The organism is Streptomyces scabichelini, assembly GCF_011045015.1.
In the GTDB taxonomy this organism is placed as follows: Bacteria; Actinomycetota; Actinomycetes; order Streptomycetales; family Streptomycetaceae; genus Streptomyces; species Streptomyces scabichelini.
Genome location: NZ_JAAKZY010000030.1, coordinates 40,162 through 65,759 on the forward strand (window position 1 = coordinate 40,162; position 25,598 = coordinate 65,759).

At 69.4% G+C, this 25,598-nt stretch carries 15 protein-coding genes and 1 pseudogene; 10 read left to right on the forward strand and 6 right to left on the reverse strand.

What is annotated here, in order from left to right; all coding sequences use genetic code 11:
- Positions 1 to 13 precede the first annotated feature (13 nt).
- Complete coding sequence (locus tag G5C60_RS12450; RefSeq protein ID WP_165258149.1) at positions 14 to 4,012, reverse strand: choice-of-anchor D domain-containing protein; 3,999 nt, start codon at positions 4,010 to 4,012, stop codon at positions 14 to 16.
- A 607-nt stretch (positions 4,013 to 4,619) separates the two neighbouring features.
- Entirely contained in the window at positions 4,620 to 5,447 is an 828-nt protein-coding gene (locus tag G5C60_RS12455; protein ID WP_165258151.1) for an AfsR/SARP family transcriptional regulator, read from the reverse strand.
- A gap of 119 nt (positions 5,448 to 5,566) precedes the next feature.
- Here G5C60_RS12455 and G5C60_RS12460 point away from each other — a divergent pair, with 119 nt between their 5' ends.
- The 8 genes from G5C60_RS12460 (at position 5,567) to G5C60_RS12495 (ending at position 14,649) form a co-directional block, all read left to right on the forward strand.
- On the forward strand, positions 5,567 to 5,776 hold the full coding sequence (locus G5C60_RS12460; RefSeq protein ID WP_165258153.1) for a hypothetical protein: 210 nt from the start codon (positions 5,567 to 5,569) through the stop codon (positions 5,774 to 5,776).
- Positions 5,777 to 5,844: 68 nt separating this feature from the next.
- Positions 5,845 to 8,157: a hypothetical protein gene (locus tag G5C60_RS12465; protein ID WP_165258155.1), complete on the forward strand. Its 2,313-nt coding sequence runs from the start codon at positions 5,845 to 5,847 to the stop codon at positions 8,155 to 8,157.
- Positions 8,150 to 9,409: a hypothetical protein gene (locus G5C60_RS12470; RefSeq protein WP_165258157.1), complete on the forward strand. Its 1,260-nt coding sequence runs from the start codon at positions 8,150 to 8,152 to the stop codon at positions 9,407 to 9,409. The genes G5C60_RS12465 and G5C60_RS12470 overlap by 8 nt, the downstream gene beginning before the upstream one ends.
- Positions 9,410 to 9,423: 14 nt before the next feature.
- Positions 9,424 to 10,125: a hypothetical protein gene (locus G5C60_RS12475; RefSeq protein WP_165258159.1), complete on the forward strand. Its 702-nt coding sequence runs from the start codon at positions 9,424 to 9,426 to the stop codon at positions 10,123 to 10,125.
- 10 nt (positions 10,126 to 10,135) lie between these two features.
- Positions 10,136 to 11,419: a hypothetical protein gene (locus G5C60_RS12480; RefSeq protein ID WP_165258161.1), complete on the forward strand. Its 1,284-nt coding sequence runs from the start codon at positions 10,136 to 10,138 to the stop codon at positions 11,417 to 11,419.
- A gap of 34 nt (positions 11,420 to 11,453) precedes the next feature.
- Positions 11,454 to 13,274, forward strand: coding sequence for a DUF2272 domain-containing protein (locus G5C60_RS12485; protein ID WP_165258163.1), 1,821 nt, complete (start codon positions 11,454 to 11,456; stop codon positions 13,272 to 13,274).
- Between the two features lie 264 nt (positions 13,275 to 13,538).
- On the forward strand, positions 13,539 to 14,207 hold the full coding sequence (locus tag G5C60_RS12490) for an MmyB family transcriptional regulator (RefSeq protein WP_241266734.1): 669 nt from the start codon (positions 13,539 to 13,541) through the stop codon (positions 14,205 to 14,207).
- A gap of 58 nt (positions 14,208 to 14,265) precedes the next feature.
- Positions 14,266 to 14,649 carry a DUF4440 domain-containing protein gene (locus G5C60_RS12495; protein ID WP_165258167.1) on the forward strand — a complete coding sequence of 128 codons (384 nt, stop codon included), beginning with the start codon at positions 14,266 to 14,268 and terminating at the stop codon, positions 14,647 to 14,649.
- A 116-nt stretch (positions 14,650 to 14,765) separates the two neighbouring features.
- Here G5C60_RS12495 and G5C60_RS12500 read toward each other — a convergent pair.
- From G5C60_RS12500 to G5C60_RS12510, 3 genes and pseudogenes are all read right to left on the reverse strand, one after another.
- Positions 14,766 to 14,981 (reverse strand): annotated as a pseudogene (locus G5C60_RS12500) (hypothetical protein); the annotation flags it as partial.
- Positions 14,982 to 15,117: 136 nt separating this feature from the next.
- On the reverse strand, positions 15,118 to 17,826 hold the full coding sequence (locus tag G5C60_RS12505) for an NPCBM/NEW2 domain-containing protein (protein ID WP_338145795.1): 2,709 nt from the start codon (positions 17,824 to 17,826) through the stop codon (positions 15,118 to 15,120).
- A 66-nt stretch (positions 17,827 to 17,892) separates the two neighbouring features.
- A complete protein-coding gene (locus tag G5C60_RS12510) occupies positions 17,893 to 21,036 on the reverse strand; it encodes a discoidin domain-containing protein (protein WP_165258171.1) in 3,144 nt (1,047 codons plus the stop codon).
- A gap of 457 nt (positions 21,037 to 21,493) precedes the next feature.
- Between G5C60_RS12510 and G5C60_RS12515 the strand changes: the two genes are divergently transcribed.
- The gene (locus G5C60_RS12515; RefSeq protein WP_165258173.1) at positions 21,494 to 23,620 is read left to right on the forward strand and encodes a hypothetical protein; all 2,127 of its coding nucleotides are present in this window, start codon (positions 21,494 to 21,496) and stop codon (positions 23,618 to 23,620) included.
- A 113-nt stretch (positions 23,621 to 23,733) separates the two neighbouring features.
- Here G5C60_RS12515 and G5C60_RS53120 read toward each other — a convergent pair whose 3' ends face one another.
- Positions 23,734 to 23,868, reverse strand: coding sequence for a hypothetical protein (locus G5C60_RS53120; protein WP_277611253.1), 135 nt, complete (start codon positions 23,866 to 23,868; stop codon positions 23,734 to 23,736).
- Positions 23,869 to 24,163: 295 nt separating this feature from the next.
- On the opposite strand from G5C60_RS53120, the gene G5C60_RS12520 reads away from it, so the two are divergent.
- The gene (locus G5C60_RS12520; protein ID WP_241266735.1) at positions 24,164 to 25,573 is read left to right on the forward strand and encodes a glycoside hydrolase family 76 protein; all 1,410 of its coding nucleotides are present in this window, start codon (positions 24,164 to 24,166) and stop codon (positions 25,571 to 25,573) included.
- Positions 25,574 to 25,598: the final 25 nt, after the last annotated feature.

The window sequence follows — 25,598 nt, forward strand, 5'->3', positions numbered from 1 at the left end:
GAACTCAGAGGTCTCAAACTCCATTGCCGCGGAGCTCAATGACGTGCGGGGTGTCCTGGGCGTTCGTACTGATCTTGAGGTTGCCGACGTGCGTACCTGGACTCTTCGGTGTGAACCTGATGTCGACGGTGCGAGATTCACCATTGCGCAGGACGGCGCCTGTGAACCCGTCCGACTCCTTGAAGAAGTCGTCCGAAGCGCCGCCGTTTTCGACGCCTGCCTGGGCCACGACCAGCGGCCAGTCACCGGTGTTGGTCAGCCGTACGGTCTGGGGCGGCCCAGTGGTGGCAACCGCCCGGTCACCGAAGTCGAGGTTCGCACTGCTGACCGCGGCGTGCGGCGCGGCGCCGGTTCCCGACAGCGGAGCGGTGTGGTGCCGACCGTGGTCGTCGGTCACCACTACTTCGCCGGTGCGGATGCCTTCCACGGTGGGAAGAAAGATCACCCTGATCCGGCAGTACTGATTCGGGCCCAGCACATCGCAGAAGTGGTCGTGCCGGAAGTCGCCGGTGACCGAGACGCCCACGACCCTCAGCGTGGTGTTCCCGGTGTTGGTCAGCAACAGGTCCTGGCGTGCGCTGAAGCTGCCGACCATCTGCGGACCGAAGGCCAGATCCGGCGGATCGAAGGCCACGATCGTGCCGAGACCGGTGCCGGTCACCTGCACCGGCAGCGCGGCCACCGGCGTGTCGCAGGTAACCACGATCTGGGCATCCCGCACACCGATCGCCGTCGGCCGGAACACCACGTCGATCTCACAGGAGTCACCGGCCGCCAACGGCCCTGTGGTGCAGGCTTGTTGCACCGCGTAGTCATCCTTGGCGGGCCCGGCGGTCTCCACGGCGTTCACGGTGATCGGACCAGCCGAGTTGTTGGTCAGGGTCACCCTCTGCGGCGCACTGGTGCTGTAGATCGGTTGTGCCGGAAACGCGAGCGCGGTGGGGTTGGTGCCGCAATCGGGTGCCGGGATGCCCGTACCGGTGAGCGCGACTGTGCGAGGGCTGCCGCCCGCGTTGTCGACGATCCGCAGTTCGGCACCGCGGACACCGGACGCAGTAGGCGTGAAGGTCAGGCTGATCGTGCACCCTCCCTCGGGCGGGATGATCTTCTGGTTGCAGTGATCATCGGTGACGCGGAAGTTGTCGGCATCCGGCCCGACGATGTCCACGCCGGAGATCTCCAGATCGGTCACGCCGTCGTTGCCGATCTGCACCGTTCGGGCCAGGCCATGAGTGCCGAGCGGCTGAGGGCCGAAGTCGAGGGCGGCCGGAGACAGCGTCGTGATCGGGGCGGCCACTCCGACGCCCTCCAGTGCGACGGTGGCCGGACCGTCCAGCGTTCCGCCGTCGACGACGAGCACGCCGGCCAGCGGACCGGGGTGCCCAGGAGCGAAGATGAGGTTGACGGTGATGTCTGCCCCGGGCGGTACGTCGTCCACAGGTATCGGCGTGGTGATGCGCCAGTCCGTCGTGGCGGTGAGGCTCGTGATGTGCAGGGGCCGGGAGCCGCTGTTGGTCACGGTCAACTGCTGCGCCGGGCTCGCCGTCCGGATCAGCTGCGGATTGAAGACGAGCGTCTCGGGCGCCACGTCGATACGCGGTCCTGCCCCGACCGCGCCGAGCGTGAGCGTATGGCGGCTGGTGAACCTGGACGGCGCGGGTGAGCTGCCGGCGATCAGGACGAGTACCGCCTCCGCCCGGCCGATGGCACGCGGGGAGAACGCCACGTTGAACTGACGCGATCCGCCGGCCGGGACGTGCCGGTCGGGTAACACCGGGGGCACGCTGAAGCCTCGTGAGCCGTCGTCGCCCTCGAAGAGCAAGTCGTCGACGGTGGCATCGATAGTCCCCCGGTTACGGACGATCACGCTGCGGATCGCCGTGGTGCCCGCCTCGACTTCCCCGAACTCGACGTTCTGCCCGGGCAGCGCAGGCGCGAGTTCCATCTCGAAGCCGATCACGTCGGCGCGTACGTTGACGTAGAAGCCGCCCAGGTCCGGTGCGTTCGTGTTCAGCCACAGGGTGCCCGTATGCGGCCCCATCTCCGTGGGCGTGAACTTCAGCTCCGCCATGGTGAAAGCGCCTGGCTGGGCCGGCGAACCGAGGATGACCACCTCCACGTTCTTCTTCCGGCCGCGCGTTCCGAGAAGGGGCGAGTCGGGCTCGTCCTCCGTAAGGAAGTAACCGGTCAGGCGAGGGGTATGGATGCGTAGCCCTCCGACCCCGACGTTCTTGCACACCACCTGCGCTCTCCTGGACGTTCCGACATCGACTGTGCCGAAGTCCAGGACGGGGGCAGGCACCGCCGTGACATCCGTTCCCACCGGGATGTCGGGCTCGATTCCAGCAGTGGGGGGACGCACCCAGACCTCGGCCAATGGGTACTCCGCCAGCAGTTGGACGAACCGGCCCACCGATGGCGTGCCCGCGCCGTCGAGCAGAAACAGGAGGTAGTAGCCGGGCGGCGCCGCATACCCGTTCGGCGGCATCCGCACTGTGAGCGAGTCCCCGCTCCGACGTGTGATCTGGAGGGAGAGGAATCGCTGGTCCGGATTGAACGCATGAGTGGCCGAGCTGCAACGGATCAGGTGCGCCCGCTGGATGTCAGCCGCGTCGGGCGTGGCCACCCGGAACAACTGGCCGTGCCCGGCCCCGATGAGTGTCTTGCCGATGACCGGCCGCGGAGCGGGAACGACTGCACCGTTGTCGTCCCGGGTGAAGAGGTATGGGGGCGAGTAGACCTCGATCCTCAGCTCCCGCGCGTCTCCGAGATTCGGATCATCCTTGCGGGCCCCGCCGTGATTGCGGTCGCTGTCGTGGTTGGACCCCGCGATCCAGACCCGTCCATCAGCAAGCAGCAGCGCCACCGAGTGATACACCCGCGAGATACGGTCGGGTGACCCGGACAACCGTACCCAGGTGTCGCTCTCCGGGAGATAGCGCTCTGCCCAGTGCACTCCTGAGGAGTCCGCGCCGCCCCCGAAGACCGGGAGGCGCTCCGAGGTCGCTCCGCCCACCACCAGTACGGACGCGTCGGGCAGCAACACGGCGTTGGCGTACGGGCGATCCGGATCGTTGGGGCGCCGTCGCGGGCCTGTCGCCCGCCAGCCGAGATGGGAGTTGTTCGGCTCGAAGAACCGGGGCTGGCGTTGACCGCAGATGAGGATCCGCGCCCCGGAATACGGCGGATGCATGGGGAGGAGCACCGAGGGAAACGCCGAACGGGCATAGATGTGAAGAGGCTGCGTTGCATCGAAGCCGAACAACGGGGGCGAGCCGAGATCAGCGGTCGTACGCCCCGCGATGTCGATGTTCCGGATTCTGCGCTCACCGTCGACCCGCAGTGGCGTGGACGAAAAGATGCGCCCGTCCGGCAGCTGGTGGAGCCGGGGGTAGTAGACCATGGGGCGGATTTGGATCCCAAAAATGCTGGTGACGCCACCCGTGTCCTGGAGCGGCGGACTGGTGGGCCAGGGTGCGGACCAGGTTCCGTCGGCCGGGTCGAAGATCTCGACGAGCGTGTTCTCATGCGGCGCGCTCCTCTCGCCGCTGTGGCCGCTGAGTACGAGGACGCGCCCGTCGGCGACGGTCACACAGGTCGGATACCAGCGTCCGCCGGCCATGGGGCGGGCCGGCCGCCAGCGCTCGGACCTCCAGTCGAAGACGATGGCCGAGTTGATTCCTGTGAAGTGACCGGCCTGTGCGTGAATCGGGTCGGCCGTGTTCTCGTAGTGGGCGGTCCCGCCGGCGACGAAGACGTCACCGCTGGGCAGCATGCAATGACCAGCACAGAACAGATCGTCTGTGAGCCGGCCGCCAGCCCTTCTGACCCGGTTGTCGGCCGGATCCCACAGCCGGGTGGCGTCGATCCGACTCGCAGGATCCGGGGGCTCCTCATCGTGCTCGGAACCACTGAAGAAGAGCACCTTTCCGGACGGCAGCAGTGCCGCGTGGACGGCGAGAATCTCGGAGTTGCGAGTGACGAGTTCCCAACTTCCTTGTCCAGCAGGCATGTTGTTACCTCGCCCCCCCGGGTCACCCCGTCGTGCCTCGCACGCTACGTCCAGGTCCGCACCCGTGCCAGAGTTCCGACGTGCGTATGACTCCTACGCACAAGGTGTGTCAGCTGAGTGTTTTGCTGGTCGCCCTCCCAGACAGCGTTGCGGCGCGTCGGTGGCCGTTTGCCGAACACGTCATGCGCGGGCCGCGCGGCTTACCCGCTCTTGCTGACGACGGCACGGTGCGCTGTGACGGCAGTCGCCGTCACAGCGGACGGAACGAGTGTGGCGAGCGGCTACGCCGACGGCATGATGGGCCCGTGGCGCGCTGCAACCGGACGCCGGACTCCGGGCACACGCAGGTCGATCCAAGTCCCTGGTGTTCGCTCCGGACTGCACATGGCTGGCCTGCGGGCACATCGACGGTGGCGTGGTGACGTGCTGCGACGGCCGCCCAATACAGCTGTACGAACCGGCCTCCCGGGCCATCGTGTCCACGCTCACGGACCACAGGCGAGGTGCGAGCCTTGCAGTTCGCCCCAGACGGCAGGCAGCGCAATCTGCGGGACGAGGGCTTCAGAGTCGCCGAAGCGCTCGAACACCCTCCGTACGGCCGACCCGGTCAGCCGGGCACGCGGAATTTCGCCGGCGGGCGGAGCCCCTCCTGATCCGACGGCACGCCGTCTCGTTGCTGCGCACGGTTGGGCCCGCCCATCGGCCGTGGTACCCGGGCGATCAGTGCGGCGGAGGGTGTCAGTTGCATCTCGTCCCACAGGAGTTGTGCGTACTGGTCGACTTGTCGGCGAGCCTCCACGACGTTGCCTTCGGCCAGGTGGATTTCGACCAACGCGGCGCGGGCTGACTCCTGCAGGGGTTCCGCGGTGATCGCCGTGTAGGCGGCGTTGAGGGCTGGGATGAATCGACCGAGGCGACGCAGCCGGTGCGACAACGCCACGAGGGCGTGGATTCGCACTTGGTGGATGCGCTCCCGTTCCACGATCAGCCATTCCTCCTCCCAGCCGGGCAGGAGGTCTGCGACCAGGCCCGTGGTCGCGGTGTCGTCCGGTTCGAGATCGCCGTCCCCGTTGAGCAGCCGTCCGGCCTGGTCAAGGCTTCGCTCGACGTCGATCTCGACAAGTGCGCTGAGGTATACGTGCCCGCGGTCGGCGTGCACGAGACGGTCGTCGGCCTGTCGGATCCGCCAGATCGCCGTGCGCAGGCTCGCCTGGGCCCGTTGGCGTGGACCGTCACACCAGAGTTGCTCGGCCAGCGCCGTGCGGTGCTGCGACATGCCGGACGGGCGTGACAGTGCCAGGAACGCCATCACACGCTGTGCGTGGACCGGAAGCGCCACTTCGCGCTGCCCGATGTCGAGCCGGAAGCCGTTGAGCAGGCGCACCAGCATGGGAGCCGAGCACGTTGCGGAATCGGGCCAAGGAGGGTGCGGCATGTGCGCCTCCTCGCCTAGTCCGCGAACTCTATCCTCGCACCGTGTGAGGGAGCGTCAATCCATCGTCACTCCCTAACCTGTTGATGCAAGCGAGACGGGCCGTCTGGATACTCGCGGCCATGGAATCCCTGCCATGGCGCGTCGTTGTCGTACGGGCCTGGCTGCACGACGGCAAGGCGGTCGTCGTACTGCTGGTGGGGGCCGAGCCGGGTTCGCCCGTGCCCGGGCGGCGTATCGCGACGGGCTCGGCGGAGGAGGCCTGTGCCGTTCTCGCCGCCGTTCTCGGGGAATTGACGGCGGACCCCACGGATCCGGACATGACCGATTGACGCGGTGCGCTACGGACGTCCCGCACGCTGTCGTCCACCTCCGCACCGGAGGGCGAGGAGGCAGGGCGATGGACATGTTGGCCACGAGCCCGACCGCACCCGAGTTGCAGTCCCCGTTCGCGGGTTTCGCCGGCTTGTCGGCTGACCCCGCCGATGCGGGCGAACGTCCGCAGCCGACGACCGGGGTGGTGCTCGACTCGCCGTTCGGCTCGGGACTGCGCACCGAGGAGACCGAAGCGGGCGCGGACGTGCTCACCGAGCTCCTCAGTGAACTCGCCGACGACGAGTTCGAAGACGCCGTGGCGCAGCTCGTGGACGATGCTGCAGGAGCGCACTTGCAGGGAGAGACCGCATGGTCCGCGGGGGAGGGCTCTCGGGCTGGGTTGCAGAGCTGGGCCGAGGCGCTGGCCGAGCAGTCCGATCGGCTGCTCGACGGCATCACCGCCCGTCTGGAGCACGAGGACCTCACGGCCATGCCGGCGCGTGACCTCGACGCCCTGCTGGAATCGCTGGCCCCGGAGCCGGTCGGCGCGCGCGAGGTCGTCTTCGAGCAGTTCCTGGGAGGACTGCTGAAGAAGGCGGGCAGCCTGGTGAAGGGCGTCGTCAAGATTGCGAAGAAGGGGATCAGCGCGGTCTCGAAGATCCTGCCGATCGGGATACTGCTCAAGAAGCTCGGTGGTCTCGTGCGGCCGCTGCTCGCGCGTGTGATCAAGTCGGCGATGAACCGGCTGCCCGCGACTGTGCGGCCCATCGCGGAACAGATCGCGAAGAAGCTGGGCATCGCCGGTGGTGCCGGTGCGGCCGCCGCCCCCGCCACCGCGGCCGGAACCGGTGACACGGAGCCGTCGGCCGCCTCCCAGCTCGCCGGCGAGTTCGACCGGAATGTGCTGGGTCTGCTGCTGGCCCCCGACGAGATCGCGGCGGACGGCGTGCTCGCGGAGGCGGCAACCGATGCCGAGGCCGAAACACCCGACCCGATCGGTGAACTCGATGCGGCCCGCCGCGAACTGGGCCGTCGGCTCACCGAGCTCCCCGCGGGCTCCTACCCGAAGCCGGAAGTCCAGCAGTTCCTCCCAGTCGTGATGGCGGCACTACCGTTGATCAAGCTCGGCCTCAAGATCATTGGCCGGCAGAGGGTGGTGGACTTCATCGCCGAGCGTATCGCCGACCTGCTGCGCAGCATGGTCGGACCGGGTCCCGCCAAGCAGATCGCCCGCCCGATCGTCGACGTCGGCATGAAACTCATCGGCCTCGAAGTCCCGCCGGAGGCCGAGACCGATGTCGCCGGGGAGGCGCTGGCCGCCACCGTGGAGACGACGGCACGCCGGGCACTCGCACTGCCCGCCGCGGTGCAGGACGACCGGCTGCTGCTCGACGCCGCCGTGCAGCAGTTCTTCGCCGAAGCCGCCGCCGCCCATCTTCCCGGCCGGCTGCTGCGCGCCGACCTGCCCGAGCGGGAGTCGGAGCACGAGAGCGGGGTGTGGGTGCTGATGCCGCGTGCGGCCGCCCCCCGCTACCGCTTCCTCCGGTACACGCGGCCGTTCGAGATCCAGGTCAGCAGGCAGGTGGCGCGGGCGGTGCCGTGGTCCGACGGCGGGACGCTGGAGTCGCATCTCCTCGACCGCGGCGTGCGGCACTGGCCCACGACCGCTGAGGCCCACCTCTACGAGATGCTCCCCGGAGGGCACCTGGGACACCTCCGCCACGACGACACCCTCCGTGGAGTCGCAGGGGAAGCGGAAGACATCGCCGAGGAGGTGGCGCCCCTGACGCCGGAGATCGCCGGACTGCTGCTCGGCGAGCCGGGCCTGGGTCGGCCGGCGCCGGGAGGTGCCGGAGCGGCCCGCCCGGGAGCCGCTCCCGGCCGTCGTTTCGTACGGCTGCGGCCCAAGGGGCGCGCGGCAGGCAGTATGGCGGGGCGTGCCGCCGGGCCACGCGCACGGGTCGGCGTGCACATCGACACCACCGCCACACCGCCGCGGCTGAGGGTCAGCCTGCGCTTGAGTGAACGACAAGCCCAGGAGATGCTGGACCTGTTGACCAGGGCCGAGGGTCCGGACCTTCCCGGGGCCCTGCGCAAGATGCAGCAGGCGCACCGGAGTTCCCTCGTGCCCCGGCTGACCGGCCAACTGGTGAAGCGGTCCCTCCTGCCGGACGCCGCAGCCGCGAAAACGGCCGCGGAGCAGCTGGCCACGGCAGTCGACACCGGGCTCTCCGCGATGCTGCAGGGCCAGACGGCACAGCTCACCGCAGCGGTCCGCGACCCGGCCCAAGGCCTCACGATCAAGCTGGACTTCGAAGGCGTCACACGGGAAAGCCTGCAGGGCACACCGCCCGAGCCGACCGTGACGGTGACTCCCGGCTGGCGCTCCGGTGGCTGAGCCGGGAGGTGACGTCCTCGCCGCCCAGCTCGCGACGGAGCTGCGGCACTGGCGCCGGGCTGCCCACGAACTGGCCGACCTGGACATGGTCGCCGCGCCACACGCCTGGGCCGGCCTCGAGTCCTATCTCGGCACCGGCGTCCGCGCCGGGCTGACCAGGTCCGCCCTGGCGGTGGCCACCCGTGCCGACCAGCTCTCGGCACAGCTGCCCGGCACGTCGGCGAAGGACGATCTGGCCCGGCTCCGGGAACGGGTGCTGACCTTGCGCCAGGCCTATATTCGCGCCGAGACGGTGCTCGACTTCTTCGGTGACGCTGTCGGCTCGCGTACGAATCCACGCCTGGCGGAGCTCCTGCGCGGCCTGGACCTGCTTGCGGTCGATGCCATGGACCGTATCCTCGGGCCACTCGGCATTCCGGTCCCTCCGGTGCTGGTCTATCTCGACAAGGGCCTCGGAGCATCGATCCTCCGTGCCGGGATACGGCTGTGGGACGCATCGCTCTCACCTGCCGCCGCCATCAAGATCACCCGGCACAACCTGCTGCGCCCCACGGCAGTGCTCCACGAATGCGGCCACCAGGTCACGCACCTGACCGACTGGACCGGTGAACTCGGCGCCGCCCTGCACGAGGTGCTCGCGCCCGTGTCACCGGTCGCCGCGGAGGCCTGGCAGAGCTGGGCGAGCGAGGCGGCCGCCGACGTTGTCGCATTCATCCTGACCGGCTACGCGCCCGTACCGGCGCTGGCCGACGTCGTGGACGGCACGACCGCCGCCGTGTACCGGATGCCGCCCGGCGACCCGCACCCGATGGGCCTGCTGCGGGTAGCGTTCAACGCGGCGCTCTGCCGGTACTGGTACGGGACCGGGCCGTGGGACGACCTCGTACGGACCTGGCTGCACCACCACCCCCTGAACGCCGCGCCCCCGGAGTCCGCACTCATCGCGCGGGCGACGCTGCCGCTGCTCCCGCAGATCGTCCGGGTGTGCACGGAACGGCCCATGCGGGCCTTCGGCGGACGGCCCCTCTCGGCGCTGGCCGATCCGCGCCGGGTGGCCCCTGCCGAGCTGCGCCGGCTCGCCGACGGGGCCGGGGCGGCGCTGTACACCTCGAGTTATCTGCAACGGCTCGAACCGATGCGGATCCTGGCCTGGAGCGTGCTCCGGTCGCTGAGCCCCGATGACCATGCCGACCGCGACCTGGAGACATGGCTGCGCCGCCTCGGCGCGGCCCATGCGACCGCCGCAGCCTGACCAGGGAGACAGCCATGCCACGTGCCTCGACGCCGAAGCCGGCGTCCACACCTGCCGAGTCGGCCGCCCCCGGCGCGTCGACATCCACCACGCCTCCCGCGACACCGGATCCCGCGGCCATACCCACCGGGCCGCCCCCCACCGGCGCGTCGACATCCACGACGCCTCCCGGGACGCCGAATCCGGCGTCCCCGCCTGGCGGGCCGCCCTCCACCGGGCCAGCGGCGTCCAGTGCACTGCCACCGGCCCCGACCCTCTTCACACCCGGGATCGTCGACGCGATCACGGAACTGACGGCGTTTCTCCGCAACGGTTCCCAGACGCAGGACCCGCAGGCGTTCAGCCCCGCGCAGCTCAATATCGAGCGCGACTTCCGGGACCTGCGGGCCGGGCTCGGGCGCGGCACCTCGGCCTCGCCCGGCCGACTCGTGCGGCCGGAGCTGTCGAACGGGCACCTCAAGCTCGGTGCGGCGCTTCCCCCGGAGGCGTACCGCATCGGTGGCTTCGACCGCGTCGGCAAGAAGGTCTGGCTCGTGGACGTGGCCGAGGCCATCAAGGCTTCCCATGGCCGGACCCACCTGCAGCACCCCGACATCGTGATCGACCGTGTCGTACGGCTCCGAGTGTTCGACGACTCCGAGCCGCGGCCGCGGCGGATCCTCAGCGGCATCCCGAAGATCGTGGGCGTCCCGCCCAAGCCCGGCACCACCTTCTGAGGAGACGACCATGTTCCGCACCCTCGCGCGCTTGCTCGCCGACTCGGGATTCAACACCGACGAATTCTTCAAGATCCATCCGCTGCAGCTCAGCCGCTGGCTGGAGGAGGCGTGGGCCGACGGCGGGCAGGCGGACTGGCCCGGCTTCGACACCTCCCCGACGGGCGTCACCCCGCAGGTCGTCTCCCGGTTCCAGCTGCCCGGTGAGGTGAACGGCGGGCTGCTCCAAGCCCTGCGTTCCGGCATCAACACCCCGGGCGAGTTCTCTGTCAGTCCGCCGCCGTCCGCCGTGGGCATCGGCACCGGCCTCGCACTGCCGTGGGACCACCTGATCTACGCCTTCCTGGTCGAGAGCACGGGTGTCGCGGAGATCCTGCGGGAGGTCGTCCGCCGCTTTGTGGTGGGCGAGTCGCTCGAAGCCGTCAAAGACACGACCTACAGCTGGGTCCGGTCCACGGAGGAACTGTTCTTCCGTGACCCCCCGCTGTTCTCGATCACCGGCACCACCAGCGCGTTGCGACCGGACCCGCTGGTCAACCGCCGCAATGCCTACTGGCGAATGTTCGGGATGGATCTGCCGCACGCGCCGCCCGGAATCCAGGGCCAGCCGTGGAAGACGGACGTCGGGGCGTCCGCGAACCTCCGGTTCGGGGAGGTGTGGATCGAACTGCTGCGGCAGGTCTGGCTCGCGTTCGTGAACGACAGCAACTCGGTCGGCGCCAACCCGACCGACGCCTCGTACATCGGATACCTGTGCCAGACCCTGTCGGAGATGATGGGGATGCGCCGACGGGCCGGGATGCTCGCCCGTGAGGAGTTCGGCCACGTCGTCACCATGAGTTGGTTCCACCTGCTGCTCGAGACCGAGAACGAGGTGGTGGCCGATCTGCAGGCGGGCGCGGGCACCGCCGGAAACGCTGCGGACCGGCTCGCCCGGATCGCGCAGCGGGTGGGCATCACACCGCCGCGCCGGGCCCGTGAGCTGTTCGAGCTTGCCGACCTGGTCTCGCTGGTGCTGATGTTCATCGAGGCCGGCCGGTTCAACGAACCCAAGGACGCCGAGCTGCTGTTCCGCAGCGGCTCCCCGGATCCACTGGTGCGGAACACGATGAACCGCGTCATCGACCTCTGGCAGTCCGCCACCGGAGAGTCGATCAAGGAGCAGGGCGTCCGGGTGGCCAACGGCCCCATCCCGTCGTCCCCGCAGCCCGTCCGGCTGCCGAGCGCCCATCTGCCGACCGCACCCGACGGCGCGAAGAGCAGCTCGAACGGCGCCGCGCCTGTGCAGCTCTGAGCCATCTGACACCGCTGGAGACCGGGAGCCGACGATGAACCGTCCGCAGACCTGGGACTGGACCGAGTCCCTCACCGCCGACCCGCCGTCCGCCGAGCAGCAGGCACCGGCCTGGGCCGCCCAGGACGTGTTCCGAACGTCCGAACAAGGAGGCGGCGACGGAGAGTCGGGCCCCGAGTTGTCCCTGGCCGAGTTCGCCGCCGAGACGCGCGGAGGGAGCTTCACCCCGGAGGTCTTCGAGGAGGCCGAGTCCGGGGAGGTAGAACTGGCCGAGTGGGAACTGGCCGGTGGGCCGGTACAGGACGAGGCGTTCCCGTCCGGTCTGGTCCTGAGCCCGGCCGCGGGTGCCACCGGTGAGAAGGAGGAGCACTGGGATCCGTACCTCACCGGACTCCCGCTCTACGCCACCGGTCCGACGGTCCGGTCGCAGCGGCTCTCCCCGAACTTCACTGTCGGTGAGCTCGTGACCAGCGGGGGGCAGGCATCGGACGTCGCACGGATCTCCCCCGAGCTGGTGCGCTGCCTGCAGGCGCTGCGCGACCGGCTGGGCAGACCCGTCACGATCAGCTCGGGGTACCGGTCCTGGGCGCGCAACGTGGCCGTGTACCGCGCGCGGGGCTCCGGCCCGACCCGCAGCCGGCACTGCAGCGGACAGGCTGCCGACATCAGCGTCGCGGGCATGTCCGGACTCGATCTCGCCAAGGCGGCGCTGGACGCGTGCGGCCGGGACATCGGGGTCGGGATCGGCGCTTCCTTCGCCCATATCGACGTGCGCGGGGAGTGGGCCCGCTGGCCCTACGCCTCAGGGGACGCGGCGAAACGCGACATCGTCGCGATCGACGCTCATCGCCGCGGGCTGGGCACCGCCCCGCCGTCGACGGGCGGCTCGCCCCTCGCTCCTGGCGGAGTCGTCGGCAGCCCTCCCCTCGGCGGTGTCCCGGGCGGCGGGCCGTTGCGGGCCAGGATCGCGCAGTTCGCCGAACAGGAGCGGACCCGGTGGGGAAACGGGACCCGCGTCGAAACCGAGCCGGCGATGACGGCGACGCTGCAGGACTACTACAGCACCGGAGTCAGGAGCCCGGTAACTGCTTCGGACCTGCAGAGCAGTTCGTGGCAGGCCGGCCATCCGTGGAGTGCCGTCTTCATCAGCTGGGTGATGCGCCAGGCCGGCGTGGGCAACGCCTTCACCTACAGCACGGCGCACCGCGTGTACGTCAGCGCCGCCAAGCGCAACGCCGAGACGGGCAACACCGCCAACCCCTTCTGGGCCTACCCGGTCGAGAAGATCGTCCCCGAGGTCGGCGACCTGGTCTGCGCCGATCGGGACGGTGGCGGCGGGTGCGGGGGTGTGACCTACGCGACGATCGACAACGGCACGGCGTGGTCGACGCACTGCGACGTCGTCACCGCCGTGGACCGGACCGGGCGCAAGCTCACCGCCGTTGGCGGCAACGTCAGCCAATCGGTGAAGGCCAAGACGATCACGATCGACGCGCAGGGCTTCGTAGTGCCCCAGCAATCAGGGCAGAGCTGCCGGTACTTCGCCATCCTCAAGGTCCGCGACGGCACGCCCTCCGCAACTCAGCAGGAGGCAGGACCGGTCGCACCAACTCCCGTGCTCGACCCGGACGCCATGACCCGGGCGATCCGCCTGAACACCTCCTACGCCACCGCCCTGCGCTGGAGTGAGCGCCTCGACGCCATCACCCGGCTGATCTCATCACCCGGAGCGACCCCGGCCGACGTCACCTTCGCCAACGCCGTGGCGCAATGGCAGCGCGGCCGAGGACTGACACCCGACGGAGTCATAGGCCCGGACACCTGGATCGAAATGGTGAAGGTGCTCAACCGCTGAGAGATGTTCATGTGGCACTCCTTTGCAGAGCAGGTACACCCAGTGATCGCTCACCGGAGACGGTCGCGGCTGAAGGTACCGGCGGTGCAGCGCAGGATTGGACGGCAACGGACGGGCCAGCCGTGGGTGGGGCGGGATGACCGAGCCCACGCGCTTACTGTGCGCGGCTGCGCATCTGCGGCCGGACAAAGCCGCGTCGTACCGACGTCCGACCAGGAACGGCCTGGCGGATGTGCGCCTGTGCAACACGGACACGGTGACACCATGTCAGCCGGGGTGCTGGACGCCGTCGCCCGCGCCCTGCGCCTGAGCGGAGACGTGCACGCCCATCTGTTCCGCCTTGCCCGGCCGGAGCTTCACGGGAATCGCCACGCCATACCCCAGAGGCAGCGGCTGCGGCCGGGCATCCAGCAACTGCTGGACACGCTCGACGGGATCCCCGCGTACGTCTGCGGCCGACGCCTGGACATGCTGGGCTGGAACAGGCTCGCCACCACCGTGTTCGGTGACTGGTCCCGGCTCCCACCTCGGGAGCGCAACCTGTCCCGGCTGGTCTTCCTCTCCTCTGCGGCACGCGATCGTTTCGCCGACCTGGAAGCCAAGATGCTGGACCTCGTCAGCGTCCTGCGCCTGGACGCGGGGACCCACCCGGACGATCAGGAACTCGCCGCCCTGATCGACGAGTTGGCGGACAAGAGCAGCGACTTCCGCCGGCTGTGGGCCCGGCACGACGTTCGCCGCAGGGGCCACGGCGTCCAGCGGCTACGGCACTCGGTGGTGGGCGAACTCACCCTCTCCTTCGAAGTCCTGGGGTTGCACGGCGACACAGACCTGACCCTCGTCGTCTATCACGCCGAGCCCGGCTCGACGTCCCGGAAAGCCCTGCGGCTGCTGACGGGCCTGGCGGCCCTGGGCACCGAGTCGGCCTCCTGACAACAGGACACCTGAAGCAACAAGACGCCGACCGACCTACCGAACAACAGGAGCCACCGTGCAACCGTCCTCCGACCAGAGCGCCCACGACGACGTCACCACGGCCTTCCGCGCCTACCTGCAAGCAATGCTCGACGGCAATACCGACGCCCTGGACAACCTGCTCGCCGACGGCTGCACCCTCACCCACGTCACCGGCTACGTGCAGCCCAAGGACGAATGGCTGTCGCAGATGCGTGCCGGCCAGTTCCTCTACCACCGGATCGAGGAGAAGAACTTGGCTGTCGAGGTCGAGGACACCACAGCCCGCGTCTCCGGCCGCTTCATCACCGATGCAACGGTGTACGGCACCCGCGCGAACTGGCGGCTGCACATGACCATGGACTGCGTCCGCGAAGGCGATACGTGGACCGTGCTCCGCTCAGCCGCCACGACCTGGTGAGCAATGGGCCCTCGGTTCACCGCTCCGGCGACCTGCTAGCCGTCTGGCGACGGCACCGGGAGGCCGACGAGGTAGCTCTCGGGGTCTTGCCGTATCGAGTCGCGATGCCCCGCCAGGCTTTCACCGGTGTCCGGCGAGAACTGCACCATGCCGAAGGGCACGGCGGCACCGGGATAGGTGTTGCCATCGTTCTCGGTGCCGATGAAGGGGTTGACCAGATCGGTGAGTCGGGCGTCGCTCGGCTGGGCAGCCTGGGCGACCGGAACGGCGAACAGCGCAGAGGCTGTCACCGCCCCTGCCACGCACAGGCGCAGGCGCCGGGTCCATCTCATGTCGGAAGAGCTCCGGGGGATACACGTCGTTGTCTGCAGGGTCAGGGGAGCAGGGGGCAGGCCAGGTCGCCGGGCACCTCGTAGGGGTCGCCGTGGCGCCCGAGGGCCGGCGCTGCCGCCGGCCCTCGGAATGCCGCTATTCAGTGGTGTCAGCGGTGATCAGACGCAGTTGTGCGTCCGCCCAGTCCGCGTGATCGGAGTTGATGCCGTCGCCCCCGTCGGTGACGCGCAGCGTCAGGCGCTGCACCCCACTGACGTCGATGTCGAGTGCGCGAGCGGCGTCCGCGGGGGTCATCACCTCGGTCCGTGCGAGCAGTCGCCCGTCACCCACCACTTCGAAGGCGACCGTGGCCCTGCCGCCGACCTCGTCGTCGACACCCACGTGAGCCCGGAAACGGTCGTACGCGCCACGGATGTCGACGGACACCTCGGCCGTGGCATGCATACCGAGGCCTTTGTCGTACGCGGTGCCGCGGATGCGCAGGGGACCGCCGTCGCCTCCGGCGCTTTCCCCGTTCGAAGTGTCGCGTTCGACCGGCCCCCAGCCGTTGCGCTCCTGCGCGAACGGCAGATCGCTCACGTAGTCCACTCCCGGCGGTGCGACGAACACCCGTACCGTCCGCTCCTGGCGCAGCGCGGGGACGCCGGCCTTCTCGCCCGGAGCCCGGTAGGAGGCGCTCACCACCACGTCGTGGTAGCCGTACGCCGCGTCGGACGGGACGTGCACGGTGGCGCGTGTGCTGAGCGCGGCGCCAGTGGCGAGTTCATCGGCGTGAGCGGTGCCGCCTGTGACCGTCCATCCCTGCGGGGAGCTCACGCGCACGGTGGCGTCGCGCGCCGGACCGAAGTCCTCCACCTGGAACGTGCCTTCGACAGCGACCGTCGTTCCCGGGTCGGCCTCCGCTTTCTGCGGTGTGGCCGACAGGGCGGTCAACGGCATGCGGTCCACGGGCCGGTCGCACGTGGTGCGGCCGGGCAGGGCACGGCAGATCAGGGCGGCGAAGCCGCCGCCCGCCGACGTGGGGACCGTCAGGACATCGCGGCGGTCGGCGACCCGGGAGTCGCGGACCAGGCCGTCCGGTCCGTCACGCAGGACCTCCAGCCGCCAGCGGCCGGCGCCGAGGAAGTCCAGCGGTACGCGCCGCGTGGCAGGCCCGTCGGCCGCGGTGACGTCGCCGACGAACCAGCGGTCGCCGTGACGCCGTGCGAGGGTCGCCCCGTCACCGGGATGCCCGGACAGCAGCCGTGTCTCGTCCCAGACGGTCGGTACCTGCTCGAGGAACCGTTCGAGCTCCGGACGGGACCGGTATGCCTCCACCGAACCGGCGAAGTTCTGGAAGCCGGACTCGTAGACGACCGACAGGGCCAGTTCCGCGGCCTCCGAGGTCTTACGGGTGCCGAACTGGAATCCCATGGGCGTGTAGTCCATGGATCCCACCACATTCCGGGTGTACGGCAGTGTGGTGATGTCGGCGAGAGACACGTTGCCCTGCTCGGCACCGTAGACCGCCTCCATCGACATGACGTGCGGCCAGGTGCGCTGGATGCCGTGCGGGATGGTCGATCCGTGGAAGTTGACCAGCAGTTCCCGTTCGGCGGTCGCCTCAAGGATGTCGTCGTACCAGCGGAAACGCTCTTGCGCATCCGAATCCATGAAGTCGATCTTCAACCCGGCCGCGCCCCACTCCTTGACCCTGCCCAGGGTCTCCTCGCGTTCGGCCGCCGTGTCCAGATCGGACCAGTGCATCCACACCAGGATCTTCACGCCACGCCGCTGCGCGTACTCGATGAGCCGCGGCATCCAGTCCTCGGTCTTCCACCCGTCGTCCACCAGCGTGTACTCCCAGCCGTGGGCGGCGCTGTAGTCGACGAACCGCTGCTGGGTCTTCAGGCTGCGCTGCGCGGCGCCGAAGCCGGCCAGCCAGGACCAGGCGACCTTGCCCGGGCGGATCCACGAGGTGTCCGTCACCCGGGAGTCGGGCGCCAGGTCGTCGGTGAGGGTGGACTCCGTGACGGTGGCCAGGTCACCGATGACGGCGGTGCGCCACGGGGTGGCCAGCCGGCCCGCCGAGGCGATGCGTTCGTCGGCGAGTTCCACGGTGTAGCGGCCGCTTCCGGCGTCGTGTGCGAGACGGCTGCCGGCATAACGACCGTCCACGTCCGACTCCGTGAGCAGGACATAGGACTCGCCGACCCGGAAGAGCGAGGGGTACGCGTAGTCGCCTGTCGCGGCGTCCGCGGCGGTGGTCTCGGTGCGGGGCCGTTCGTAGTTGGGCGTGTACGGCATCAGCCACGCCGCGGCTTCATCCGGCACCTGGAAGGCGGAAGCCTCGCCGAGCACCGTCACCTCGTCGTCGCCGGGCAGGACGTAGCGGTAGGCGAACCCGTCGTCCGAGACACGGACGACCAGGTCGAGCCGGGCACCGTCGTCCTTGGCGAAGGAGAACCGCGCCTCGGTCATATGGGCCACACGCCGGCGCTGCTTGCCGGTCGTCGTGGAGTACCGTTCGGTCACTTTCCGTACGGTGTGGCCACGAAGCCGCAGACCGGCGGTCAGGTCGGAGGCATCGGTGGTGATGCCGACCGGGGCGGGTTCGAGCACGGTGGTGCTGCCTCGACGTACACCCAAAGACAAGGTGCCTCGTGTGTCGTCGAGTTGCAGATGCGCGGTCAGGGCCTCGCCGGGCTCTCCCGCCCTGTGCGTCACGTTCCACGACGTGGCCGCCGCGCTCCCGGCGGCCGCCGCGGCCGGAGGAGGGGGACTTCCGAGTCCCACGGTGGCGCTCACAGCTGCGGCAAGCAACGCCAGCAGTCTGCGTCTGAACCGGTGCGTTCCTGCGTGCACGTAGGCCTCCACTCGAGTCCGGCAACGTTGTCGGTTCTGGTGCGCGACGAATTCGTCCCCCATCAGTCACGAAGTGACAGTGAGGGACGTGAGTGCGGTGTGGCCTCCGGCCGGGGTGGTGACCCGGAGTGCCACATAGCGGGCCGTTCTGTCGGTGCGCAGGACTCCCCGCGCCGTCAGTCGTACCGCGCCCGTGTACGTACGGCCGTCCCTGCTGAACTCCGCCTGCGCTGCCGGAACGCGGCCGCCTCGCCACTGTGTGCGGATCTCCGTGATGTGCCGCTCGGCGCCCAGGTCGACGACCATGCGACCGTCCGGGCCGGGGGTCCACGCGGTGCCTTCGTCTCCGTCGACCGCGGCTTTCGGGTCCGTCATGCCGGGCGGCAACGGTGCGGTGGGGAAGGTGGGACGGCCGAGTGCGAGATCGGCAAGCGGGTACGCCGTGGCGCGCGGCACGGTGACCGTGGTCGTACGGCCCGCGCGGACCGTGGCGTCGAGGCTCTTGCCCTGAGCGGAGACGGTGACCCGGCAGGAAGGTCCGCCGAGTCGCACCGTGTGGCCGTCGACCACCTCGGCGCGCAGACCGACGGGAATGGATTTCCCGGAGAGGACAATGCGCGCAGGCAGCAATACGGCGGAAGCGGTGGACAGTTCGGCTCGAAAGTCCGTGCCCGATTCGGTGACGGTCTGGACACCCGCGTACAGGCGGATTCCCTCGGAGGGCGAGCGCGGGATCGTCACCGTGGTGGTCACGGGATCCGAGGAGAGGTTGAACAGACTCAGGTAGTCGTCGGTGAGAGTGGCCTTCACCTGGGCGGACCGCACCGAGGGGCTCTTCCGGGCGGCTGCGGCGCGCAGCCGCCCGGGCGTCGCGTCCGGGAGTCCCTCGACCAGAATGCCCTCGGCCGGTCCGTCGGAGAGGACGACCGTGTTGCCGTACACCGAGATCGGGTTGGCGCCGCCGCGCACGACGAGACCGGCACGGCCGTCGATGTCCAGCCAGCCGCCGCGGCTGGTGAGGTCCGCCTGCGGCCAGACGACCAGGTCGGTCCACTTCTGCCCGTCGACCGATCCCTGCATCCGGTACGCGCGGCCCGCCGCGGTCTCCCAACGCAGGGTCACCCGGTCCACGTCCAGGGCCGCGCCCAGATCGACGGCGAGCCAACTGTCCGCGCGCGGACGGTCCGCACGGGACACCGCCCAACGGGTCGAGCCGTCGCCGTCGACCGCGAGTACGGGCTCCTTGCCCGGGTCGAAGGAGGACGCGGAGGCCGTCGCCCCGGTGCCGCGCGCCAGGTCGGCGCCCGCGGCTGAGTCGCGTATCTCGAAGGCGTACAGCGAATAGCCGTAACTGGGGTCGGGGCGTGCCCCGAGCATCCGCAGATGACGGAACCGGCCGCGAGGAAAGGTGAGTTCGTCGACCCGTGGGCCGGCGGGAGTCGAGGGACCGGCCTGGGCCGCGACCGTCGCGCTCCCCTCGGCCGCCCGGTACGTGCGGCTTCCGTCCAGCCCCGGCATCCCGGGCATCTTCAGGTTGTGCACCTCCAGGTGGCCTTCCCCGGCGGCCGTACCGGAAGTCGCGTACACGACGGTCCCGGTCGGGAGCGTGGTGAAGCCCGCGTACCCGGCGTCCAGCGTGAGCAGGCTCGCGCTGCCGTCGAACCCGTCCCGCGGCCGGGAGTACGCGACGACCGACCGTCCGGTGACCTTGGCCCCGGTTCTCGGCAGGAACATCGGCGTCGTACCGCTGAGCGCGAACAGCCAGTCGTCATGGGCCGGTTGCCAGGCGAACTTCACCAAACCGGCTTTGCTGACCACCCCGGCCCACGCGCCGGGCGACTGGTGGGAGACGAGGCCGGGGCCCGGGCCGTGGTCGGTGACGCCGCTCGCCTGCTCGAAGAGCTCACGCTGTGACAGGGGTTGCACCGGCGCGCGCCCCGAGCGGACCCGCCATTCGTGGAGCAGATAGCTGATGGCCAGTTCGGCGCGCGCCTCGGGTTCGTACTTGGGTTCACCCGAGAACTTCGCGAGGCGGTACTGCGGCGGATACGCCTGGTAGGCCTCCAGACGTTCGGCCATGGCGAGTTCGCAGCGGGCCGCGGCGCGATCTCCGGTCACCTGCGCGAGGAAGGCGAGCGGGATGATGTCGCGGCCGTAGAGATGTTCGCGGTCGGCGACCATCGGCATCAGCGGCTCACCCGCGTCGCTCATCACGCCGAGCAGGGTGCGCCACAGCGGCCCGGCGTTGGGCTGCGCGGTGAGCACCTGTGGGAGGGCGCGGCCCGCGACGAGGAAGTGGGCGGCGTTGCGTCCGGAGGTTCGCCAGAGTTCTTCCTGGTAGTGCGGGCCGAACGAGCCGTGGTTCTCGACGATGAACGTGTCGTACAGGTTCTGCGCGGTGTTCTCGCTGACGGCGATCCCGTCCACGCGGGCCGGGTTGGCGAGGTCGGCAGCCGGTAAGCCCGCCTCGTTGCGGCTCCACCGCCCGAAGGCGCCGCGCCATGCCTCGTACCGCGCGTCGTCGCTCGCCCAGGCGAGGCCGGGGGCGAGTGCCTGGGCGTAGATTCCCATCTCCTCCAGCTTGGTGTCGCCCTGGAAGCCGCCGTCGAGACCGTGCGGAGTCCAGTCGCCGGAGTCGGGATCGTCTCCCGTGCCCAACCCGGCGGTGTACTGGGCCTGTTCGCGGGCGATGGTGTCGACGTTGCGGCGCGTCACCTCGTCGAGGTCGTCCCACAGCAGCCGGGCCGCCAGGACGAAGTAGGACTGGAAGGTGGTGTCGAAGAACAGTTTCCGGCCCCACTGGGTGCCGCCGGTCAGTCGGTTCGACGCCGCGAAGTGCTTCAGGGTGGCGAGGGTACGGGCGCGCAGGGTGTCCTTGTCGACTCCGGCGCGCTCGGCGTCGTACGGGCCGCGGGTCAGCAGGACGGCGTTGCCGAGCACGACCGCGAAGCCGAAGTCCTTGGCGGTGTAGTGGCCTTGGGCCGCATCCCACTGCTGTTCGGACCAACGGGTGTGGGTGAGGAGGGCGCGGTAGTACGCGTCGGAGACAGGCCCCATTCCTGGATCGGGTCCGGCCGCCGCGCTCCGGGCCGCCGCCGCGGCCAGAGCCTGCTCTGATCCCAGGACGAGCGGGGAGGCAGCCAAGGCGCCGGAAACGCCGAGCAGCTGAATGATGTGACGGCGTGTGAACTCCGTGGCCGGCTGCGGCATGCGGCGGTGACCTTTCCATCGACAACGTTGTCAGAGGGTCGCGGTCATTCTTCGGGTGCGCCATGGGCGCGTCAAGAGCCCTGCCGCCTGTTGGGGCACTCGACAGATCACATACGGCCATGAGGGTCGGCCGATTGGGCCGCGCAGCCCTGTTGACCGACCCATCGAACGCCGCTTAGGTTTCACGATGATGAAAGCGCTTGCCGTTGCTGGCGTTTCCCTGGCGATGCTGGTGTTTCCCCTGGTGACGGCCAGCGGGCCGCACCCCTGCGCTGCGCCGACGCGCACCCGATGACGAGATGGTCCAACTGGAGAAGGGCCTGGCCGCCCCGCCCATCTGACAACGATGTCAAAGACGTCAACGACCAGGCGTCCACCGCGCCCACCACTCCTGCCGTCACCGCCGCCGAACTCCGTACCCGCTCCTCCCTCCGACGACGAAGGGTGATGCCCGATCATGTCCCCACTGAGCCGCCGTCTCTTCCTCGGCACGGCGTCGGCCGCCTTCCTGGCAGCAGGCACCGGATCCGCCGCCGCGCTGTCGGAAAGCATCCGGCGCAGAGCGAGAGACTGGATCTTCGAGAACGACTCCCTCAGGGCCACGGTCACCTATGAAGACGGTGGCATCCGCCTCACCGGGCTCCTCAACAAGCGTGCGCGCCGCGACTACTTGGCGGCTCCCTCACTGCTCTTCGCCCACGAACTCGACGGCGCCGACACCGTGCGCGCGGACGACGGAGGGTGGCGCCTGGGAGCGACGACCAGGCAACTCATCACCGTGCGCACGAAGGAGAGGTCCTGGCGGGTCGGGGAGCGCGTCCGCATCCCCCTGCGCAGAACCGGGCCCCGACCGTTCCTCGTCACCCTGGTCTTCGAGATCTACGACGGCGACGCGGGCCTGCGCTACTTCACCCTCGTGCGCAACGAGGACACGGCCCGCGAACTCACCCTCACCCGCTCCACCGTGATCGACCTGCGGCTGCCGGACGAGCCACACACCCTCCACTACGTCCCGAACATGAAGTGGTTCAGCACACGGGGGTCGTTGAGCACCGACCCCGTCGGCAGGTCCTGGCCGAAAAAGGCCCTCACCGTGTACGACACCGGGGACGGCTGGAGCATGAGTCCCGAGCTCAACTGGAAGACCCAGCGTGGCAACGGCAACTACCCGACCGACTACATGCTGCCGCCGTTCGCGGGCATCAACGCCTGGCACGAGCAGGACACCGTCTCCGTGGACACCCACCCCGAGGCGCTGCGACTGACGCTGTTCCCGGGTGAGGAGTTCGAGTATCTGGCGGTGAACCTCACGGTCTTCAAGGGCGACGTCGTCGACGGCAAGATGGCCGACGAGCTGCACTTCCGCAAGCGCTTCAAGTACCACCACACGACCACGCTTTTCCACCAGAACGACTGGGACTACCGCGGCGGCCCGGGTCACGAACTGCCCGCCGGCTACTACTACGACACGGTCATCCCGCAGACGAAGCGGGCGGGCCTTGACATGGTCATGCTCGACGACTACTGGAACACCACGCGCGACACCATCGAACCGAGTGACTCGATGAAGAAGTCCATCACCAGCCTGGGCACGCTCTCGAAGACCCTCAAGGACAACGGACTCGGCTTCGGCCTCTGGTTCTCGCTGACGGGAGACGGCCACCTCAAGGGCCGCGACCTCGCCGACCCGGCCCAACTCGCCTACAAAAGAAGCCAGATCGAGACGCTGCTCAACGACCACGGCGTCACCCAGCACATGATCGACCTCACCGAGTACTGGCAGAACGAGCGGACGACGGCCTACTCGCACCCGAGTGACAACGTCTACCGCAAGGCCGTCCTCACCCGGAACATGCTCAACGACCTGGTGACGAAGAACCCTCAGTACCTGCCCAAGCTCACCAGCGAACTCGACATCGCCCCCACCCAGGGCGACCGCAACAACGGTTTGCTGCACATCGCGTACAACGGCTGGAACACCTCCAACGGAGGCGTCACCGGAGAGGACCTGTCGCTGCGCACCGCGCTCACCGCGTTCGGACACCTGCCGATGGGCTCGACGTACATGAACGGCGGCAGGATGACCGGCCGCATGGAGGACTACTACTCCTACATGGCCGTCCGCGCGGTCAAGTTCCCCCAGGACCCCGGCGATGCGACCAAGTGGCCCGACGCGGCGGTGAAGTTGATGGGCATCTTCAACGCCTGGCGCAGGCGGCCCGAGATCACCGCCCTGACGGACGGTCAGTTCCTGCCCGTCCACCTGGGCCAGGGCTGGGACACGACGGACTGGGACAGCAGCAAGGGCCCGTACGTGTGGATGTGGACGGACGCCTCGCGCCGCACCGCCCTCCTGATCGCGACCGCCGCCGGGACCGCGCAGACCGCCGTCGATGCCAAGGTGCGCTGGCTCAAGGACCGTACGACGTACGCCGTCACGGACATCACCATCGACGACGACGGCACCCAGGCGCACACCGCGAAGGGGCAGCTCACGGGCGAGCGCCTGCGCACCGCCGGGCTGCCGGTCGACCTGTCCGAGAACACCTCGAAGGGCAAGGCGTTCTGGCTGGAGGCGAAGTAGGCACGGGGCGCGCACATCGCGGGTCCGACAGGCCGGCGTGGCCGGACCGGCCCGGCCGCGAAGGCGCTCGACTCCGCCGGAATCGAGCGCCTTCCCCCGGCACAGTGCCCGCGTCAGGCGCGGGCCATCGCGATGGATCCGGCCAGGCGCTCCCCCGCCTCGTAGATCATGTACGCCACGCCGCCGTCGGTACCGAACGTCGGGGAGGCTGATCGGCCGTTCTCGAGGGCCGCGTTCAGCCTCCTCACCGGCCGACTCCGACGCGGACGGGTTGCGGTTGCCGAGCGGTTGAGCAGCGCCGCTCGGCACCCCGTCCGGCGAAAGCGCCGACGGCACGGCAAGGATCAACTGTCCGGCGATATCGCGGGGTTGCGCGATCAGGTCCAGACCATTGACGTGTACACCACTTCCGGTTAGCGTCTGCGTACACGCTTTCAAGGACCAGCCCCTGTGCCCCCACCGCAGCGTTCGGCAAGCCTCGGGAGTTCTTCCATGCGCGCCAAGCGATCTCTTTCAGCCGCACTCCTGCTCATCCTGACAACGATGTCGGCCTTCCTGGTTCAGGCCGCTCCGACGGCTTCGGCGGCCGTGTCGGCGACGGTGTGCAACAAGTACTGCGACGCGCGGGACCCGGCCCTCAGCGGTCAGGACCGCAAACCCGTCACCGCCGCGCTCTTCGGGCGCACGTTCGTGCTGCACTTCAACGACGCTGACGCCATGGGCTGGGCGTCCATAGGCAACGGCAGCCCCGGGGACGAGGTGTGGATGGACCGCTCGTTCGACGGCGGGCGCACCTGGTCCTCGGGCAGCAGGATCGGCGCCACCACGATCCCGGCGGGCCAGAGCGGCTGGCGGACCAAGATGTACAACGTCGACGACTGGGCGAACCACGGCGCCGGCGCCCTGCGCGCCTGCGGCAAGGCCGCCGACCGCACCGACATCGTCTGCACGCCCTGGGCCCGGTCCACCTGGAACGCCGCCGACCGGCGCACCGCGGCGGCCACCGCGCAGATGCAGTTCTACGACTACGGCACCGGCCTGTTCAACACCACCGGCTGGTGGAACTCCGCCAACGCGCTGCACGCCGTCATCGACAACGCCCGGGTGACCGGCATGAAGAGCTACACCTACGCCATCGGCCGCACCTACGACCTGCAGGTCAACGCCCATGCCGGGCGGTTCCGCAACGACTACATCGACGACACCGGATGGTGGGGCCTGACCTGGATCGCGGCCTACGACCTGACCGGCGACCCCCGCTACCTGGCCACGGCCCGGGCGGACGCGGACTACATGGCCTCCTACTGGGACGGCACCTGCGGCGGCGGGGTGTGGTGGAGCACTGCGAAGACGGTGAAGAACGCCATCCCCAACTCCCTCTACATCGAGCTCAACGCCGCCCTGCACAACCGCATCCCGGGCGACACCACCTACCTTCAGCGCGCGAAGGCGGACTGGACCTGGTTCCAGGGCACCGGCATGATCAACTCCGACCAGACGGTGGGCGACGGCATCAGCCTGAGCACGTGCAAGAACGGCAACGCCACGGTCTGGTCGTACAACCAGGGCCAACTGGTCGGCGGTCTGACCGAGCTGTACAAGGCCACGGGCGACTCCTCCGTGCTCACCGCCGCCCGTCGGATCGCCGACGCCAACACCACCTCCAGCAGGCTCAACACCCCGGCGGGCATCCTCAAGGACCCCTGCGAGAGCGGTGACTGCGGTGCCGACGGCGCCTCTTTCAAGGGCGCCGACGTACGCGGCCTGGCGAAGCTCAACGCGGTCCTGTCCGACCGCCCCTACACGGCATACCTCAACAAGCAGGCCGCACAGGCCTACGCCTCCGACCGCAACGCGCTCGACCAGTACGGGCTGCGCTGGTACGGCCCCCTGGACAAAACCGACGCCGCCCGCCAGCAGAGTGCCCTCGATCTGATGAACGCCGCCTCCTGACCCCCACGCCCCCCTGTCTCTTATA

What these genes read in the sequence shown, in the direction of transcription:
- G5C60_RS12515 (WP_165258173.1), top strand. Translation starts at nt 21,494, where the DNA reads ATGTCCCCACTGAGCCGCCGTCTCTTCCTCGGCACGGCGTCGGCCGCC.
- G5C60_RS12485 (WP_165258163.1), top strand. Translation starts at nt 11,454, where the DNA reads ATGAACCGTCCGCAGACCTGGGACTGGACCGAGTCCCTCACCGCCGAC.
- G5C60_RS12510 (WP_165258171.1), bottom strand. Translation starts at nt 21,036, where the DNA reads ATGCCGCAGCCGGCCACGGAGTTCACACGCCGTCACATCATTCAGCTG.
- G5C60_RS12480 (WP_165258161.1), top strand. Translation starts at nt 10,136, where the DNA reads ATGTTCCGCACCCTCGCGCGCTTGCTCGCCGACTCGGGATTCAACACC.
- G5C60_RS12460 (WP_165258153.1), top strand. Translation starts at nt 5,567, where the DNA reads ATGGAATCCCTGCCATGGCGCGTCGTTGTCGTACGGGCCTGGCTGCAC.
- G5C60_RS12450 (WP_165258149.1), bottom strand. Translation starts at nt 4,012, where the DNA reads ATGCCTGCTGGACAAGGAAGTTGGGAACTCGTCACTCGCAACTCCGAG.
- G5C60_RS12490 (WP_241266734.1), top strand. Translation starts at nt 13,539, where the DNA reads ATGTCAGCCGGGGTGCTGGACGCCGTCGCCCGCGCCCTGCGCCTGAGC.
- G5C60_RS12520 (WP_241266735.1), top strand. Translation starts at nt 24,164, where the DNA reads ATGTCGGCCTTCCTGGTTCAGGCCGCTCCGACGGCTTCGGCGGCCGTG.
- G5C60_RS12465 (WP_165258155.1), top strand. Translation starts at nt 5,845, where the DNA reads ATGGACATGTTGGCCACGAGCCCGACCGCACCCGAGTTGCAGTCCCCG.
- G5C60_RS12455 (WP_165258151.1), bottom strand. Translation starts at nt 5,447, where the DNA reads ATGCCGCACCCTCCTTGGCCCGATTCCGCAACGTGCTCGGCTCCCATG.
- G5C60_RS12475 (WP_165258159.1), top strand. Translation starts at nt 9,424, where the DNA reads ATGCCACGTGCCTCGACGCCGAAGCCGGCGTCCACACCTGCCGAGTCG.